The organism is Pseudomonas sp. GW821-FHT09E04, assembly GCF_059416185.1.
The window spans coordinates 85,029-98,626 of record NZ_JBWKOR010000001.1 but is presented as its reverse complement, the minus strand read 5'-3'; the positions used below and the strand labels follow the sequence as shown (position 1 = coordinate 98,626).

At 60.3% G+C, this 13,598-nt stretch carries 12 protein-coding genes; 10 read left to right on the top strand and 2 right to left on the bottom strand.

Translation table 11 applies throughout. The features are described from left to right. Positions 1–185 precede the first annotated feature (185 nt). The 3 genes from AC07N4_RS00480 (at position 186) to AC07N4_RS00470 (ending at position 3,619) form a co-directional block, all read left to right on the top strand. A complete protein-coding gene (locus AC07N4_RS00480; protein WP_102621640.1) occupies positions 186–1,247 on the top strand; it encodes an alpha/beta fold hydrolase in 1,062 nt (353 codons plus the stop codon). 202 nt (positions 1,248–1,449) lie between these two features. Further along, complete coding sequence (locus AC07N4_RS00475; protein WP_493064670.1) at positions 1,450–2,598, top strand: VOC family protein; 1,149 nt, start codon at positions 1,450–1,452, stop codon at positions 2,596–2,598. 67 nt (positions 2,599–2,665) lie between these two features. Continuing rightward, positions 2,666–3,619: a fumarylacetoacetate hydrolase family protein gene (locus AC07N4_RS00470; RefSeq protein WP_493064669.1), complete on the top strand. Its 954-nt coding sequence runs from the start codon at positions 2,666–2,668 to the stop codon at positions 3,617–3,619. On the opposite strand, the gene AC07N4_RS00465 is transcribed toward AC07N4_RS00470, so the two are convergent. Next, complete coding sequence (locus tag AC07N4_RS00465; protein ID WP_493064668.1) at positions 3,620–4,915, bottom strand: OmpP1/FadL family transporter; 1,296 nt, start codon at positions 4,913–4,915, stop codon at positions 3,620–3,622. It lies immediately after the preceding gene. 111 nt (positions 4,916–5,026) lie between these two features. Continuing rightward, positions 5,027–6,100 (bottom strand): amidohydrolase family protein, encoded by a 1,074-nt coding sequence (locus AC07N4_RS00460; protein ID WP_493064667.1) that lies wholly within the window; start codon positions 6,098–6,100, stop codon positions 5,027–5,029. Positions 6,101–6,262: 162 nt separating this feature from the next. On the opposite strand from AC07N4_RS00460, the gene AC07N4_RS00455 reads away from it, so the two are divergent. From AC07N4_RS00455 to dmpG, 7 genes are all read left to right on the top strand, one after another. Then, positions 6,263–6,901, top strand: a complete 639-nt coding sequence (locus AC07N4_RS00455) for a TetR/AcrR family transcriptional regulator (RefSeq protein ID WP_167748762.1) — start codon at positions 6,263–6,265, stop codon at positions 6,899–6,901. A gap of 169 nt (positions 6,902–7,070) precedes the next feature. Next, the gene (locus AC07N4_RS00450; RefSeq protein ID WP_493064666.1) at positions 7,071–7,940 is read left to right on the top strand and encodes an alpha/beta fold hydrolase; all 870 of its coding nucleotides are present in this window, start codon (positions 7,071–7,073) and stop codon (positions 7,938–7,940) included. A gap of 9 nt (positions 7,941–7,949) precedes the next feature. Further along, on the top strand, positions 7,950–8,960 hold the full coding sequence (locus AC07N4_RS00445) for a VOC family protein (RefSeq protein ID WP_273536379.1): 1,011 nt from the start codon (positions 7,950–7,952) through the stop codon (positions 8,958–8,960). 13 nt (positions 8,961–8,973) lie between these two features. Beyond that, a complete protein-coding gene (mhpA, locus tag AC07N4_RS00440) occupies positions 8,974–10,725 on the top strand; it encodes a bifunctional 3-(3-hydroxy-phenyl)propionate/3-hydroxycinnamic acid hydroxylase MhpA (protein WP_096821688.1) in 1,752 nt (583 codons plus the stop codon). After that, positions 10,722–11,513: a 2-keto-4-pentenoate hydratase gene (locus tag AC07N4_RS00435; protein WP_096821687.1), complete on the top strand. Its 792-nt coding sequence runs from the start codon at positions 10,722–10,724 to the stop codon at positions 11,511–11,513. The genes mhpA and AC07N4_RS00435 overlap by 4 nt, the downstream gene beginning before the upstream one ends. Positions 11,514–11,571: 58 nt before the next feature. Next, complete coding sequence (locus AC07N4_RS00430) at positions 11,572–12,513, top strand: acetaldehyde dehydrogenase (acetylating) (protein WP_273536381.1); 942 nt, start codon at positions 11,572–11,574, stop codon at positions 12,511–12,513. A gap of 10 nt (positions 12,514–12,523) precedes the next feature. Next, positions 12,524–13,543 (top strand): 4-hydroxy-2-oxovalerate aldolase, encoded by a 1,020-nt coding sequence (dmpG, locus tag AC07N4_RS00425; protein WP_273536383.1) that lies wholly within the window; start codon positions 12,524–12,526, stop codon positions 13,541–13,543. Positions 13,544–13,598: the final 55 nt, after the last annotated feature.

Here is a 13,598-nt window from a genome sequence, read left to right as displayed (position 1 = left end):
TGTGCAGCTACCGGCGCATTGCAACGGGTTTGTATCTCAGTGTGTACGACCGCCTCCCGGATACACCCGCCTGCATCTGGCGCGCAAACCGGAAACAGCGCGGATACATCGACAGGCTTTACTGGACTCCAGTTCAGAAGGGTTCACCCCGAACCCGACCCCGTCGATTGCAAAGGAGTCTTCCCATGAAGCATGCACTGCACACCACCGCTACCGGCAACACCCGTCGTCGCCTGCTGGGCCTGTCGATTCTCGCCACCGCCCTGATGCAATTCGGCACGTTCGCCAACGCAGAATCGACGGCGCCGCAATCGGTCAAGGCTGAAGTCGCCAGCGTGAAAGCCGACCTGCCCTTCGGCGCGTTGAAGCATGTGAAGGCCGGTGTACTGGACGTGGCCTACGCCGAAACCGGCCCGGCCGATGGCCCGGTGGTGATTCTGCTGCACGGCTGGCCCTACGACATTCACAGCTACGACGACGTCGCGCCGCTGCTGGCGGCCAAGGGTTATCGGGTATTGATGCCGTACGCCCGGGGTTATGGCGATACGCACTTCCTTTCCGACAAGACCGTGCGCAACGGTCAGCCTGCGGCGCTCGCCAGTGACGTCATCGACTTCATGGATGCACTGAAAATCAAACAAGCCGTGCTCGGCGGCTACGACTGGGGCGCGCGGTCGGCGGATATCGTCTCGGCGCTGTGGCCTGAACGCGTCAAAGCGCTGGTGTCGGTCAGCGGCTACCTGATCGGCAATCAGGCCGCCGGCAAGAATCCGCTGCCGCCCAAGGCCGAGCTGCAATGGTGGTATCAGTTCTACTTCGCCACCGACCGTGGTGCTGCCGGTTACGCCAAGAACACCCACGATTTCGCCAAGCTGATCTGGCAGACCGCCTCACCGAAATGGGCGCTGGACGACGCCACCTTCGACCGCAGCGCCAAGGCCCTGGAAAACCCCGATCACGTCGCCATTACCGTGTTCAACTATCGCTGGCGTCTGGGCCTGGTGCAGGGTGAAAGCCAGTACGAAGCGCTGGAACAGAAACTCGCCACCGCGCCATCGATCAGCGTGCCGACCATCACTCTGGAAGGCGATGCCAACGGCGCGCCACACCCGGCGCCCGAGGATTACGCCAAGCGGTTTACCGGCAAGTACGAGTTCCGTCTGATCAACGGCGGCATCGGCCACAACCTGCCGCAGGAAAGTCCGCAGACCTTTGCCAAGGCGATCATCGACGCCGATCACCTTTGAAGTAGCACGCCAAACGGCTCATCGATGTAAAGGAAAGATGTCAACCCATGGACATGCGTGAAACTTGCGCAGACCTTGGCATTCACGATGAATGAACCATGTCCATGGGCGCTTGCAGAAAACTGATCTCGGCCAGGCCGAGAAAATTTATGCTTACTCCGAAATCCATCAGAACTACAAATTTGACTCAAATTGAACAATCATGTTCAATTTGTGCTGTGCCGTATTCCTGCGTCTGGAGGCTCCCGTAGTGAAGCTTAATCCCGCACAGCAGCCCGTTAATGTACAAAAAAACCTGCAGCCAGCACGCCACGAGGCACCCACCGTGCGCGCCCATGCGCTGACTCATCTGATTTTCGAGCGGCCGGATCTGGAGCGGACCGAGCGATTTCTACGGGACTTCGGACTGCTGACGGTTCTGCGCAATGCGGATCTGCTGCTTTTGCGTGGTACCGGAACGGCACCCTATTGCTATCGCGTACATCGCGGCAAGAAGCCACGTTTTATTGGTTTCGGTCTGAGCGTCGATTCCCGTCCCGACCTGCAGCGTCTGAGCTTGTTACCGCAAGCATCATCCATCATGCCGTGCGATCACCCCGGCGGTGGCGAACAAGTCACCTTGCGCGATCCGTCCGGTTTTCTCGTCGAGGCCCTTCATGGCCAGTCGGTGGTTGGCTCCAGGCCCCATCGCTCGCCCTTGCCACTCAACCTTGGGGATAGCGTGGTGCGCATCAATGCAACCCAGCGTCCGCCGATTGCTCCACCGGAGATCATCCGCCTTGGCCATCTCGTGCTGGAAGTGGCGGACTTCCAGCGCACCTGCGCCTGGTACACACAACACTTCGGATTCATTCCCAGCGATGTGCAGTTGTTGCCTGACGGTTCGCCGGCGGTGGCCTTCCTGCGTCTGAATCTGGGCGACACGCCAGCCGACCATCACACGCTGGCCCTGGCCCAGGGATTCATGCCGGCCTACAGCCATAGCGCTTATGAGGTGGTCGATCTGGACGCCGTCGGCATGGGCCAGAAGGTTCTTCGGGATCGGGGTTGGCGCCATGCCTGGGGTATTGGCCGGCACATTCTTGGAAGCCAGATCTTCGATTACTGGCAGGACCCGTTCGGCGACAAGCACGAGCACTATTGTGATGGTGACCGATTCACTGCCGACCAGCCCACAGGTGTGCACAGTGTCAGCGCAGCGGCGATGTCCCAGTGGGGCAAATCCATGCCCAGAAGTTTTACCAAACCGAAACTGACACCGGCGAATGTTCTTTCCTTGTTCCGCCATCTTCGCCGCAGTCCGGATCTGAGCGTGCGCAAGCTGATCACACTGGCACGCCTGTTCGCCTGATTTTGCAGCGTCGCAAACCACACGAGGTTGGCGCTGGCCCCCTCCTCCCCCCCCAGGAGTCGTTGTCATGGCTGTGCAGGTTGTCCGTTTCGAATATCAGAACACCGTCCAATGGGGACGTATTCACAATCAGCGCATCACGCCCGTTTCTGGGCAATACGCGACAACCGGCGAGTTCATCCGGCAAGTCAGCATCGAGCAGTTGCGCGACCTAAAGAGCCCGACACTCGAACTCAATCAAGTGCGGCTGCTCTCCCCGGTCACCCGCAACCAGCAGTTTGTCTGTCAGGGTGCCAACTACCGTCAGCACATGATCGAGTCCGGGATGGATCCGGACGCCAAGTCGTACAATATGATGTTTACCAAGGCAGCCAGTTGCATTTGCCCGGCCGACAGCGACCTGATCAAGCCACGCCATGTCCGCTTTCTCGACTACGAGATTGAACTGGGCCTGGTCATGCGCAGCGACATCAACGGCCCGGTCCAGATTGACGACAGCAACCTGCACCAGTTCGTGGCCGGACTGGTCATCGTCAATGACTATTCGGCGAGGGACATCCAGATTCCGCAGATGCAGTTCTACAAAGGCAAAAGTTTCCGCACCTTCGGTCCGGTCGGACCTTATTTGTGTCTTTTGGAAGCCAAACAGATGCATTACCTCAAGGCCCTGCAGCTGCGCCTGACCGTCAACGACCAACTGCGCCAAGAGGACAATACCGCGAACATGGTTTACACCCCTGCGCAGACCCTGACAGAACTGTCTGCCGTGCAAGACCTCGCGGCCGGAGACCTGATTGCCACAGGCACTCCGGCCGGCTGTGCGCTGGCCATTCCATCACCCGCCACCCAGCGCATTGCCGCCCTGCTGCCCGAGGCCCTCAAGTGGAAACTGTTTCTGAAGGCCCAGGCCAGCCGCGAGCGCTACCTCAAGCCGGGCGACAGGGTCGAGGCGAGAATCCGTAGCGCGGACGGCATTGTCGATCTGGGTGTCCAGCGCAATCTTGTCGTCGAGCAAGACTGATCAGAAGCTGTGATTCAACTGCAGCCCAAGTCCGTTGATCGTGTTCTGGTAGGTGGCGCTGTAACCCGGACGCAGCCCACCCTGGGACGTGTCCTGTGACACTTTTACCGGATCTTCGTGGATGTAGCCGTATCCCAGATCCAGAGAGGTCTGATCGGTCATCTGCCAGTTCAGGCCAACCGTGAAAATCTTCCGGTCTCCCGTTGGTGCACGGGTGGACGTGTACTGATTGGGCATCGGCGTCGGCTCATAGGCGATCCCGCCACGAACCTTCCATTGCTTGTTCAGGCGATAGGACATGCCGGTGGAGAACGACCAGGTATCACGCCACTTCAGGGTTTCGAGGATCGTATCGAAAGGGCCATAGGCCTGTGGCACACCGGAGTTCAGCACCCTCAATTCCTGCACGCGACTCCAGCGACTCCACAACGCACCGGCGGAGACATCCAGTCGATCATTGATGCGCCAGGTCGCCGAGGCATCGACCGTTTCCGGTGAAGTGAAATCCAGGCTCGCGTCATATTTGCCGTTGAGCCCCGGCAGCCCCAGCCCCGGGATCGGTGCCAGCAATCCATTGGCACCTGAGACCTTGGTCTTTCCGCTCAGCTTGTAATCGACTCTGGAGTGATAGGTTAGCCCCAGGGTCAGGTCGTCGAGCGGGTCGAACAGGATGCCCAGACTGAAGCCCATGGCCGTGTCGTCGCCGGTGACTTTGACAGTCCCGTCGCCCTGCCCGCCCACCGCGTTGTTGGCGATCTTGCTTTCGAGCAGCCCGTCGATGCGGTTGATCGTCGGCCCAAAACCCACGGACAGTCGATCATTGATCCGGTAACTGACCGTCGGCTGCAAGGTGACGACCTTCACCTGAGTCTGCGAGCTGCGGTAGCGTCCCTGGAAGTTGCTTTCGTAGTCCGTGCTCCCGCCAAACGGGGCATAAACCCCGAACCCAACGTGCCAGTCCTCGTTGAGTTGCAGCGTGTAGAAGCCCGATGGCACGACGATCGGATCAGGCACCATATCGCCGTGCGAAGTGCCCGACACCGTGGTATTGACGTTGCTGATGCGCGAACTGACATCAATGAAACTGAGACCGCCACTGACGTGTTCACCCGCCAGGCGGGACATGCCGGCGGGGTTGCCGTAAACGATCGAGGCGTCCTGCACATCAGAAGCCCGACCGGAATAAGCCTTGCCTCCCGAGCTGATGCTCTGTTCGTTGATTTGCAGGCCGTTGGCCAGGAGTTGAGTGGAGGTGAGGCAAAGCCCCAGCACACAAAGCTGATTTCTTATTGTCATGATCTGGCTCTTGTTATTTTTTTGGTGGGCGCGAACACCCAAGGCACGCGGATGGATCGTTGGATTCAATGATGAGATAGGTCGCCGGCCATCCACGGCGACGGGTTTGGTTCAGCGTTTGCGCATCCGCTCGGCCAGCGCACCGATCGGTCGGGTCATGCTGCGTCGCAAGCGTTGAGAGAAGGATTCGCCCTCATAGATCGGTGCCGGGGTGACCACTTCATTTGGCTGGCTGTACTGCGGAAAAAGACTGAGTGCATGGGCACGGTTGATGCCATGCATGATCGCCGGCGACCACATCACCAGGCTTTCCAGCGTCCGGCACTGCAGCGCCGTGGCGGGAGCCGGGGCGAAGGGATAATCACTGCCGAAAAGAATGTGTGACGGTTCCACCAGTTCCTTGAGCGCCGCCATGGAATAAGGTGACGGTGACAACGCCGTGTCGAAGTAAAAGCGACGGATGTAGGTCATGACGCCTTGCGGTGCGTGCTGCTGAAATTCCGGCAACATGTTGGCCAGCGAGACACGCCAGGCCACAAACGGCAGGAAGCCGCCGGAGTGGGACAGAATCCAGCGAATGCCGGGATAGCGCTCCATGGTCCCGCCAAGGATCAGATTGACCGCCGCGCGCGTGGTATCGCAGAGAAACTCAATGAGAAATCCCGGGGTCTGCAGACCGATGCTTTCGCTGGTCTTGTGCATGTTGGGATGGATGAATACCACGGTTTTTCGGCGGTCGAGCTCGGCCATCAGTTCATCGAAGCGTGGGTCGCCCAGGAATACCCCGTCGGTGCTGCCCAGCAAAACAATGCCCTCGGCCTTGAGTACGTCCAGCGCGTGAATGGCTTCACGGCAGGCGGCCTCGGTGAACGGCATCGGCAGCACCGCGAAGTTGCCGAAGCGGCTCGGATAGCGCGTGCGCATCTGCGCGGCGAACTCGTTGCAGCGTCGCGCCAGCTCGCTGGCCTGTTGGACCCCGTCACCGAAGTGGACGCCGGGCGCAGACAGCGAGGTGATCGCCCGTTCGATGCCGTTCGCATCCATCACCTCAATGGATTTTTCCGGCGTCCAGTCTGGCAGCGGCGCACCCGCGACAGAGTGCAGCCCTCTGGCGTTCATCGCATCGACGAATGCGGGTGGAATGATGTGATGGTGGACATCGATACGGCCTTGCTTGATTGACATGCTGACTCTCTTGTTTGGGCTTCGACCGAGCGCCTGCGGCTACTGGGTAAAGAACCGTGCTCGGTGAGCGTACAACTTTCGAGATCAATATTGAACATTTGTGTTCAATTATGTCAATGATCGGCAAACGCTGATTTGCTTTATTTTGAACGCGCTTGTTCAATGTCCGGAATCTCTCCGTTGGAGCTCATTGCTTTGAAACTCAGTCCCGTGCAGAAGCGCATCCATGAGGCTGCGATCCGGCTGTTTGTCGAGAAACGTGTCGAAGAGGTCAATGTCAGCGAACTGGCACAGATCGCCGGGGTAGCGCGCGGCACGATCTACAACAACCTCAACTCGGTGGAGACGCTGTTCGAAGATGTCGCCAGCCAGCTGAGTGCCGAAATGAACGACAGGGCCGCGCGCAGTACAGATCCCCATGCGTCCCCTGCCGTCCGCCTGGCCACCGGCATCCGCCTGTATATCCGCCGCGCCCATGAAGAGCCGCACTGGGGAGCCTTCATCGTGCGCTACGGCGCCAGCAATGAGACGCTGCAACAGATGTGGAGCGGTCCACCCATGCACGATGTGCTCAGCGGCCTGAGCAGTGAGCAATACAGCTTTCGACAGGAGCAACTGCCTTCGGTGATGGCGATGATCGGAGGCGGGGTGCTGGGGGCCACGATGCTGGTACTTCAGGGTCACAAGACCTGGCGCGACGCGGGTTCCGATATGGCTGAATTCGTTCTCAGGGCGCTCGGCGTGCCAGCCGATGAAGCGCGCGGCATCGCTACTCAGGATCTGCCCCTTCTCGCAGCCTGAAGTCCTACGCTGATTTTTCTTGAGCCAGATCCCTTGGGGAATCTGGCTTTTTTATTGCCCGCAAAAAGACAATTGAACACTGTTGTTCAATTATAATCTTGAGTGTTAGAGTCTGTCGCAAGCACTGACCCACCGCCCGGGTCGAAGTGCCTTACGCCAGGAACTGACAATGAACAATAAAGAACCTCTTCCTGCCCTGACCTCGCGAACGGTACAAGTGGGTCGTCGGCAGATTTTCATCAGCGAAACGGGCGTCGGCCATCCCCTGCTGATGCTTCACGGTGGCGGAGCGGGAGCCTCGGGACTCTCCAACTACTCGCGCAATATCGAATCGCTTGCCCGGCAGTTCCGCGTCATTGTGGTCGACATGCCCGGTTACGGCCGATCCACCAAAGGTGTGGATCGCAAGGACCCCTTCGGCGATCTCGCGGGGGCGATGCTCGGCCTGCTCGACACCCTGAAGATCAGCAGCGCTCACGTGGTGGGCAACTCGTTGGGTGGTGCCTGTGCCTTGCGCATGGCGCTGGATGCACCCCGCCGGGTGTCGGCTCTGGTGCTGATGGGCCCCGGTGGCGTCAATACCACTCGCAGTCTGCCGACACCGGGTCTCAAGCTGTTGCTCGACTACTACAACGGCGAAGGTCCGACGCTGGCCAAGATCACGCGTTTTATCCGGGACTACCTGGTGTATGACGGCAGCCAGGTCAGTGACGAGATGATCCGCGAGCGTTTCGAGGCGAGTATCGACCCGCAGGTCATTGCGGCCCCTCCCCTGCGTCGGCCAACGAGTATTCCCCGCTTCTCGCGGTGGGACTTCACCCGTGATTCACGCCTCAAGCATTGCCAGGTTCCGACCCTGGTGCTCTGGGGCGCGGACGACAAGGTCAATCGTCCCAGCGGCGGTGAGGCGCTGCGCAGTCGCATGCCGGATTGCAACCTCTACCTGTTCAGCCGGACCGGTCATTGGGTGCAGTGGGAACGTGCGGACGAATTCAACTCCGTGACTCTGGCGTTCCTCGCCAGTCGCACAGCGCGCTGAGTTGTCGTCATGAACAATCAAGCAACGATCAGTCGGAAAACGCCGGACATCTTCGGCGCCAGCAGCATGGGCTATGCATTGATCGAGTCCCGCCACCTGGCGCGTTGGCGTGAGCTGCTCCAGCACGGCATCGGCCTGCACCTGGCCAGCTCGGACGAGCAAACCCTGGCTTTTCGTATGGATCAGCACCAGCGGCGGATCATTATCCAGCGCGGTCCGCAGGAAGATTTTCTTGCCGTCGGCTGGCAATTACGCGACCAGTCCACCCTCGACGAAGTGCTCAAGCGCCTGCAACGCCTCGGTATCGAAGCGCAACCCAGCCAACCGGAAGAAGCCGCACAACGTGGGGTGAAAAGGTTCTGGCGGGTGCTCGGCCCCAAACGTATGGCCGTCGAGCTGTTCTGGGAGCCGCTGCTGAGCGACAAGCCGCTGAACATGCTCAGTGCAGGTTTTATCACCGGGTCCGCCGGGATGGGCCACCTGGCGATCACCTCGCGCAAACCGCAGCAGATGCAGCGTTTCTGGCAGGAAATATTTGATGCACGAGCCAGCGACCACATCGCCGAGCGGATTGCCGGAGTGACCCTGGACATTGATTTCTTCCGGGTCAACGAACGTCACCACTCGATTGCCATCGCCCGTTTGCGTGGCCTGCCGATGGATCCGATTCGTACCCGTGTGCAACACATGAACCTGCTGACCACCTCGGTCAGCGAACTGACCAACGCCTATTTGCGCTGCCGCACGCTCGGTTTCGAAATGGCCCACGAAATCGGTGAGCACCCCAACGACCGTGAGCAATCGTTCTACGTGATGAGCCCCAGCGGTTTCGAGCTGGAACTGGGTTGCAACGCCAGGGTGGTCGATGAGGCGCAGTGGCGCACAACCTCCTATCAAGGCATCAGCCTTTGGGGGCATCGCCCGGAGAAAAGCGGTGCCTGGCACACGTTGACCACCAACCTGGCCAACTTCGCCCGCGGCACACGTTCATTGCTCAAGCCCGAATATTCACCGCTGTAAGAGAGATATCGTCATGAATAACAAAAACGAGTCTGTAACGAGCGTCGATGTGATTATTTCCGGGCTTGGCCCGACGGGCGCCACGCTCGCGCATCTGCTCGGCAAGCGTGGTTTGTCGGTGCTGGTACTGGAACGCGAGCCCATGTTTTATGGCAACGCCCGGGCGGTCTATACGGACGACGAATGCATGCGCGTCATGCAGGCGGCCGGCGTTGCCTCCGAGCTTTCAGCCAACATGCAAGTCGATACGCCCGCTCAGTGGGTGCTGGCCAATGGCAAGATCCTCGGCCAGTACTGGCGCCTCGATCGCCCCTACGGCTGGCCGATCATCAACTTCCTTTACCAGCCCTGGCTGGAAACCACGCTGAGCGATCTGCTCGAGCGCTATCCCAATGTGCGGGTTGCCCGTGGTCGTGAACTCACGCAGTTCACCCAGGATGAACATGGGGTGACCGTGACCCATCAGGCCACCAGCACCTTCCGTTTCAGTGATGCGACGGATGCCCGTCAGGCCTGCGAAATCGATCCGGATCCGCAAACCATTCGCGGGCGCTATCTGGTGGGGGCTGACGGCGGCCGCAGTACGGTCCGTGAGGCCTTGGGCATCGGCATGAGCGGCAAGAACTTTCCCGAACCCTGGCTTGTGGTCGACCTGGAAATGAAGGAAGGCGAGGATGCCTTGCGTCATCTGCCCTACTTCAGCTTCATCTGCGACCCTGATTGCCCGACGGTCTGCTGTCCTCAGCCCGGTCGTTTCCATCGCTTCGAATTCATGCTGATGCCCGGCCAGACTCGCGAACAGATGGAAGACCCGACCGTGGTGCGTAACCTGATCAGCCGTTACGTCGATCCGGACAAGTTCGAAGTCAAACGCAAGCTGGTCTACACCTTCAACGCGCTGGTGGCGAAGGATTGGCGCAAGGGCCGGGTTTTGATTGCCGGCGATGCTGCCCACATGACGCCGCAGTTCATGGGCCAGGGCATGAGTTCCGGCGTGCGTGACGCCTACAACCTCGCCTGGAAAATCGACGCCGTGATCAAGGGGCAAGCCGGTGAGCGGCTGCTCGACACCTATGGCAGCGAACGCTTCCACCATGCCAAGGCGATGATTGATATTTCGGTGCAGATGAAGGACTTCGTCTCGATGTCCAGCCCGGTTTCCAGCCTGATGCGCAACCTGCTGGTCAAGACCGTCCTGGCGACGCCATTTCTCGGCCGCTATGTTCGCGAAGGCCGTTTCAAACCGGCCCCGACCTATGCCCCTGACAGCTATCTGGGCATGCCTCGCCGCCATCGGCGTTCGCCGGAAGGCCGGATGATTCCGCAACCCGAAGTCCGCACCTTCAAAGGCCAGCGCGTATTACTCGATGACCTGCTGGGCGACGGTTTTGCCTTGATCGGTCTTGAGGTCGATCCACGCGTCCACCTGAGTCAGGCGTCCCGGAAACTGCTGGATATCCAGCACACACGCTTCGCCACCCTCTTCCCGTTCGGCACCCGTCCACAGGGCGCCGGTACCGATCGTTCCAATACCCAAGAGTTGGTCGAACTGGAGGATGTGCAGGGTGAGATGGTCGCGTGGTTCAAACGCTCGGGGTTCTCCAGCGGAGCCATCGCCGTGGTGCGCCCGGACAAATTCACCTTCGCCATGGTCGAGGCTGCGGATCTGGATCGGGCCATCAACGAACTCAAGTTCCAGCTGCAATGGAGCCCCGGCGCTGAAGTCGTCGCAGACGAGCCTCGGCTGCTGAGGAAAATTGCATGAGCCAGTTCCCTTTGCAGCCTCTGCAAGACGCCGCCGCTGCCTTGGCCAGAGCACGGGAGCAACGCGAGCCCTGTGCACGGATCTCGTCCACTTTCGGTATCGATTCGTTGACCGGCGCCTATGCCGTACAGGAGATCAACACCCAACGGGCCCTGGCCCAGGGGCGGCGTCTGGTCGGCCGTAAAATCGGACTGACCTCGGCTGCCGTGCAACAGCAACTGGGCGTCGATCAACCGGATTTCGGCATGCTGTTCGCCGATATGGAAATCGCCGATGGCGGTGAGATCCAGATCAGTCAGTTGATCCAGCCCAAGGCCGAAGGCGAGATTGCGTTCGTTCTGGGCCGCGATCTTCCATATGAAGATACGACCCTCGCGGAACTGCTGCGGGCGGTCGAGTACGTGGTGCCTGCGCTGGAAATCGTCGACTCGGCCATCGAGAACTGGAACATATCGCTGGTGGACACGGTGGCGGACAACGCTTCATCAGGGTTGTATGTGCTGGGTAAACAGCCGACTCCACTCGCCTCGCTGGACCTTCGGCTGGAAGGCATGCTGCTGGAAAAAAATGCCGCCACGGCTTCGATCGGTGTCGGTGCCGCATGCCTCGGCAATCCGGTGGACGCCTGCCTGTGGCTGGCTCGCACCATGGCCCGGATGGGCCGTCCCTTGCAGGCCGGTGAGGTGCTGCTTTCCGGCGCCCTGGGGCCGATGACGCCTGTCGTGGCCGGGGACAGCCTGCACTTGCACCTGACCCGACTTGGCCAGATCCGTTGCCGCTTCATCTGACCTGCCCGTCCTTCTGCGCCAGGCTGTCGTGGCCTGGCCAATTTGAGAGATTGCTCCCATGAGTCAAACCAAACTCAAGGTCGCCATCATCGGCTCCGGCAACATCGGTACCGACCTGATGATCAAGATTCTGCGCAACGCCAGACACCTGGAAATGGCGGTGATGGTCGGGATCGACCCTGCATCCGACGGCCTCGCCCGCGCCGAACGCATGGGCGTCGCGACCACCCACGAGGGGGTTGAAGGCCTGGCCCGCATGGACGCGTTCAAGGACATCGATTTCGTCTTCGACGCCACCTCGGCTAGCGCCCATATCGAGAACGAAAAACGCCTGCGCTCGATCAAGCCGGGTATCCGCCTGATCGACCTCACTCCGGCGGCTATCGGCCCTTACTGCATTCCAGTGGTCAACCTGGAGCAAAACCTGGATCGACTCAACGTCAACATGGTCACCTGTGGTGGTCAGGCGACCATTCCAGTGGTCGCCGCCGTATCCCGTGTTGCCCGGGTTCACTACGCCGAAATCGTCGCCTCGATCGCCAGCAAGTCTGCCGGCCCCGGCACCCGGGCCAACATCGACGAGTTCACGGAAACCACCTCCAGGGCCATCGAAACGGTGGGTGGGGCTTCCAAAGGCAAGGCGATCATCATCATGAACCCCGCCGAACCACCACTGATGATGCGTGACACGGTATTCGTGCTGTCCGAAACCGCCGATCAGGCGCAGATCGAGGCTTCCGTCGAGGAGATGGTGGCGGCAGTCCAGGCCTATGTGCCGGGCTATCGCCTGAAACAGAAGGTTCAGTTTGACGTCATTGCCGAATCGACACCTATGAACATTCCGGGACTGGGACGCTTCAGCGGCCTCAAGACCTCGGTATTCCTTGAGGTCGAAGGCGCCGCCCATTACCTGCCAGCCTACGCCGGCAATCTCGATATCATGACCTCCGCTGCCTTGGCCACCGCCGAGCGCATGGCGCAGTCGATGCTCAACGCCTGAGGGGCCCGACATGACATTCAATCCCGGCAAGAAAATCTACATCTCCGACGTGACCCTGCGCGACGGCAGCCATGCCATCCGACATCAGTACTCGCTGCAGAATGTGCAGGACATTGCGCGCGCACTGGACAAGGCCAGGGTCGATTCGATCGAAATCGCCCACGGCGACGGGCTGCAGGGTTCGAGCTTCAACTATGGCTTTGCCGCCCATACCGATCTGGAATGGATCGAAGCGGCCGCCGATGTCATCAAACACGCCAAGATCACCACCCTGCTGCTGCCGGGGATCGGCACGGTGCACGACCTCAAGGCCGCCTATGACGCCGGCGCACGGGTGGTGCGCATCGCTACGCACTGTACGGAAGCCGACGTTTCGAAACAGCACATTGAATATGCTCGCGAGCTGGGCATGGACACCGTCGGTTTTCTGATGATGAGCCACATGATCGCCCCTGAGCACCTCGCGGCCCAAGCCCGGCTGATGGAAAGCTATGGCGCGACCTGCGTGTACATGGCCGACTCCGGTGGCGCGATGAACATGCAGGATGTTCGCGAGCGCTTCCGGGCTTTCAAAGCCGTTCTGAAACCGGAAACCGAAACCGGCATGCACGCCCACCACAACCTGTCGCTGGGCGTCGCCAACTCGATAACCGCCGTCGAGGAAGGCTGCGACCGGATCGATGCAAGTCTGGCCGGAATGGGGGCTGGTGCCGGCAACGCGCCGCTGGAGGTTTTTATTGCCGCCGCCGAACGTCTCGGCTGGAACCACGGCACCGACCTCTACACGCTGCTCGACGCCGCCGACGACATCGTCCGCCCGCTGCAGGACCGGCCGGTGCGGGTCGACCGTGAAACGTTGGCACTGGGTTATGCCGGCGTCTATTCAAGCTTCTTGCGGCATGCCGAAATTGCCGCCGCCAAATATGGTCTCAAGACCCTCGACATTCTTGTCGAGCTGGGCAAGCGGCGCATGGTCGGCGGTCAGGAAGACATGATCGTCGACGTCGCGCTGGATCTGCTCAAGCGTTGAACCGTGCAACGTTGCCGGCTTATCGCCCATGCCGCGGTGGGCCGGTCTCGGAACT

Excerpts from the sequence above, each read along its gene's own strand:
- AC07N4_RS00480 (WP_102621640.1), top strand. The coding sequence starts at position 186 with ATGAAGCATGCACTGCACACCACCGCTACCGGCAACACCCGTCGTCGC.
- AC07N4_RS00475 (WP_493064670.1), top strand. The coding sequence starts at position 1,450 with ATGTTCAATTTGTGCTGTGCCGTATTCCTGCGTCTGGAGGCTCCCGTA.
- AC07N4_RS00470 (WP_493064669.1), top strand. The coding sequence starts at position 2,666 with ATGGCTGTGCAGGTTGTCCGTTTCGAATATCAGAACACCGTCCAATGG.
- AC07N4_RS00465 (WP_493064668.1), bottom strand. The coding sequence starts at position 4,915 with ATGACAATAAGAAATCAGCTTTGTGTGCTGGGGCTTTGCCTCACCTCC.
- AC07N4_RS00460 (WP_493064667.1), bottom strand. The coding sequence starts at position 6,100 with ATGTCAATCAAGCAAGGCCGTATCGATGTCCACCATCACATCATTCCA.
- AC07N4_RS00455 (WP_167748762.1), top strand. The coding sequence starts at position 6,263 with ATGTCCGGAATCTCTCCGTTGGAGCTCATTGCTTTGAAACTCAGTCCC.
- AC07N4_RS00450 (WP_493064666.1), top strand. The coding sequence starts at position 7,071 with ATGAACAATAAAGAACCTCTTCCTGCCCTGACCTCGCGAACGGTACAA.
- AC07N4_RS00445 (WP_273536379.1), top strand. The coding sequence starts at position 7,950 with ATGAACAATCAAGCAACGATCAGTCGGAAAACGCCGGACATCTTCGGC.
- mhpA (WP_096821688.1), top strand. The coding sequence starts at position 8,974 with ATGAATAACAAAAACGAGTCTGTAACGAGCGTCGATGTGATTATTTCC.
- AC07N4_RS00435 (WP_096821687.1), top strand. The coding sequence starts at position 10,722 with ATGAGCCAGTTCCCTTTGCAGCCTCTGCAAGACGCCGCCGCTGCCTTG.
- AC07N4_RS00430 (WP_273536381.1), top strand. The coding sequence starts at position 11,572 with ATGAGTCAAACCAAACTCAAGGTCGCCATCATCGGCTCCGGCAACATC.
- dmpG (WP_273536383.1), top strand. The coding sequence starts at position 12,524 with ATGACATTCAATCCCGGCAAGAAAATCTACATCTCCGACGTGACCCTG.